Source organism: Bradyrhizobium hereditatis (genome assembly GCF_020329435.1).
GTDB classification, from domain to species: domain Bacteria; phylum Pseudomonadota; class Alphaproteobacteria; order Rhizobiales; family Xanthobacteraceae; genus Bradyrhizobium; species Bradyrhizobium hereditatis.
Window position 1 is genome coordinate 1 of sequence record NZ_JAGKJK010000053.1, and the last position, 1,485, is coordinate 1,485.

Consider the following 1,485-nt stretch of genomic DNA (forward strand, 5'->3'; position numbering starts at 1 on the left):
CTAGCTGATTCACACGTCTTTGAGGGTTTCCCAGGCGGAAGCTACGCCCAAGAAGTATTGGAGGCCATGCCTCATGGTGATGGGGCCGGGTTTGGTGCGAGGGTATCCATCCCATCCGCCGAGGCGAGCAATGATCCATGAGGCCCAGGCCAAGGTTTGCGGGCGATGGGGATTGCTTTGGAGTTTGGTCCTGCCTTCGTATTTGGTGGCAAGCGCGGCGAGTAACTTGATCTGCTCTTGGTTGAACGCGTTGCTGGCAGGTTCAGCGCTGCGTCCGTCGCGAGCCTGAACAAGTTGCAGGATCATGACGGCAGCCTTGGCAGCGATCGCGGTGAGCTTGAGCAGCCGATCGGCGGTTTCGATCCGGCTGTCTTCGAGTTGCAGCCCCTGCGTTTTGATCAGGCGGAACAGCTGTTCGATGATCCAACGCTTTTTGTACCAGTTGACGATCTGCCAGGCGGAAGCAACATCGTTCACGTCATGGGTCGTCAGCAGGTACCAGTGCAGCGGCTCGACATCTGCCGGCGGATCGACTTCAACGACCTCAACCAAAGTGAGTTCGACCGTCTTGGGTAGGTTGGACGAGGCATTCTGCGGCCTTCTGAGGGTGACCCGACCGAACCGCAGCACCAGCTTGGCCTGTCGGGCGGGACGATCGGCACGCGCCACAACATCGATGGTGGCAGTATCGACAATGGGCCAGCTGGCGGCGGTGGCATACATGCTTGCACCGTCGGCCAGCACGCGATCATGCATGCTCCGCGTCAACAGATGGAAGTTTGCGGCCGATACGCTCGCCCATTTGGCATAGATGTCACCCTCGCGATCGTCGATCACCGTGACCATCGTGGCCGCAGAGAGCACCTGCTTGGCTCGATTGGCCGTGCTGATCCAGCGCTCCGACTCCTTCTGCTCCAGTGGCCGCTGATCGTGCGGCACCGTAACTCGGCCCTGGCGCGTCCAAATCTTGCCGGCAACCAGTCCCAGACATGCGTCACTGGCGGCATCCACGGCAGCCATCGCATGCAACAGCAAGCCGTGGCTGTTCCCCTTGCCGATCTCGCCCAATCCGCGCCGACGCTCGGGTTGGGTTCTAAAGTTGATCTCGCTTGTATCCTGGATCGCCAGCACGTGCCGGCCAGCCGCCGCAACCGCCGTCTGTTCGCCCCAGCCTTCGAGCAGTGCTTCCAAGCTCACGTTCTCATTGGCGAGAAATCGGCCGTATCGGACTATCTTGGCCCGATCGCCATCCGCCGCTCGACGCAGGCACGAGCTCGCGCGCGTGACCATCCCTTCGAGCAGGGCCGCCCCCCTTTATCGAGACGACCATCCCCGAACCGCCCAAGCCTGAATTGTTCATTCAACATCTTGGCACCTCAATGGAATCGAAGTGCCAGATACAGAATCACAGCAGCCCGTCGCCGCGGAAGGCCAAATCAAAACACCGAGTCATTCCGTCGCAGCCGCAATCTGTGCATCTGCTAG

The 1,485-nt window shown here is 60.5% G+C and carries 1 protein-coding gene; it reads right to left on the bottom strand.

Annotated features, from left to right (window positions below):
• Positions 1-9 precede the first annotated feature (9 nt).
• Positions 10-1,290 carry an IS4 family transposase gene (locus tag J6524_RS36975; protein WP_225678755.1) on the bottom strand — a complete coding sequence of 427 codons (1,281 nt, stop codon included), beginning with the start codon at positions 1,288-1,290 and terminating at the stop codon, positions 10-12.
• Between the last annotated feature and the right edge of the window lie 195 nt (positions 1,291-1,485).